This is a genomic window from Comamonas badia DSM 17552 (genome assembly GCF_000484635.1).
In the GTDB taxonomy this organism is placed as follows: Bacteria; Pseudomonadota; Gammaproteobacteria; order Burkholderiales; family Burkholderiaceae_C; genus Comamonas_C; species Comamonas_C badia.
The window spans coordinates 1-1,966 of record NZ_AXVM01000023.1; the positions used below are offsets into that span (position 1 = coordinate 1).

Here is a 1,966-nt window from a genome sequence, read left to right on the forward strand (position 1 = left end):
TACAATGCAAGGCTTCGCTGATCGCAGCGCTTCTTTGCAAGGGATGCTCCCGGACTTGATCTGTGGGGTTTTTGTGGGGGAGAAGGGATCGTTAACAAGTTACAGCCGATAAGCGTGGGCGTTTGGTGGTGCTCCTGGTGAGTGCCTGCTGGGCTCGTCCTTTGGGATGGGTCTGAAACAAACGCTCATGGAGATAGAAGTGAAGTTCACTTCAATTCCGTTTTTATGAGTGAGGTCGCAAGACCTTAAATTTAACAAGATCGAACTGAAGAGTTTGATCCTGGCTCAGATTGAACGCTGGCGGCATGCCTTACACATGCAAGTCGAACGGCAGCGCGTCCTTCGGGATGGCGGCGAGTGGCGAACGGGTGAGTAAAGCATCGGAACGTGCCCGGTAGTGCGGGATAGCTCGGCGAAAGCCGGATTAATACCGCATGAGATCCGAGGATGAAAGCAGGGGACCCGCAAGGGCCTTGCGCTACTGGAGCGGCCGATGTCAGATTAGGTAGTTGGTGAGGTAAAGGCTCACCAAGCCTGCGATCTGTAGCTGGTCTGAGAGGATGATCAGCCACATCGGGACTGAGACACGGCCCGAACTCCTACGGGAGGCAGCAGTGGGGAATTTTGGACAATGGGCGCAAGCCTGATCCAGCCATGCCGCGTGCAGGATGAAGGCCTTCGGGTTGTAAACTGCTTTTGTACGGAACGAAAAGCCTCTCTTTAATAAATGGGGGTGATGACGGTACCGTAAGAATAAGCACCGGCTAACTACGTGCCAGCAGCCGCGGTAATACGTAGGGTGCGAGCGTTAATCGGAATTACTGGGCGTAAAGCGTGCGCAGGCGGTCTTGCAAGACAGTGGTGAAATCCCCGGGCTCAACCTGGGAACTGCCATTGTGACTGCAAGGCTGGAGTGCGGCAGAGGGGGATGGAATTCCGCGTGTAGCAGTGAAATGCGTAGATATGCGGAGGAACACCGATGGCGAAGGCAATCCCCTGGGCCTGCACTGACGCTCATGCACGAAAGCGTGGGGAGCAAACAGGATTAGATACCCTGGTAGTCCACGCCCTAAACGATGTCAACTGGTTGTTGGGGATTAACTTTCTCAGTAACGAAGCTAACGCGTGAAGTTGACCGCCTGGGGAGTACGGCCGCAAGGTTAAAACTCAAAGGAATTGACGGGGACCCGCACAAGCGGTGGATGATGTGGTTTAATTCGATGCAACGCGAAAAACCTTACCCACCTTTGACATGTATGGAATCCCGAAGAGATTTGGGAGTGCTCGCAAGAGAGCCATAACACAGGTGCTGCATGGCTGTCGTCAGCTCGTGTCGTGAGATGTTGGGTTAAGTCCCGCAACGAGCGCAACCCTTGCCATCAGTTGCTACGAAAGGGCACTCTGATGGGACTGCCGGTGACAAACCGGAGGAAGGTGGGGATGACGTCAAGTCCTCATGGCCCTTATAGGTGGGGCTACACACGTCATACAATGGCTGGTACAAAGGGTTGCCAACCCGCGAGGGGGAGCCAATCCCACAAAGCCAGTCGTAGTCCGGATTGCAGGCTGCAACTCGCCTGCATGAAGTCGGAATCGCTAGTAATCGTGGATCAGCATGTCACGGTGAATACGTTCCCGGGTCTTGTACACACCGCCCGTCACACCATGGGAGCGGGTCTCACCAGAAGTAGGTAGCCTAACCGCAAGGAGGGCGCTTACCACGGTGGGGTTCGTGACTGGGGTGAAGTCGTAACAAGGTAGCCGTATCGGAAGGTGCGGCTGGATCACCTCCTTTCTGGTAATACAGAGAAAAGCAGGCAAGCGCGAAGGTGCTTTGCCAGGCGCCCACACTTATCGGTTGTTGGAACATGAGCCCGCGAGGGCAGGTGAGCGAACAGTTTGCCGGCCAGAAGAAAACCGGGTCTGTAGCTCAGCTGGTTAGAGCACCGTCTTGATAAGGCGGGGG

1 rRNA gene is annotated in these 1,966 nt (G+C 55.1%); it reads left to right on the plus strand.

From position 1 onward, the window contains the following. The first annotated feature begins 262 nt into the window (after positions 1-262). A 16S ribosomal RNA gene (locus K320_RS0117855) occupies positions 263-1,795 on the plus strand. Positions 1,796-1,966 lie beyond the last annotated feature (171 nt).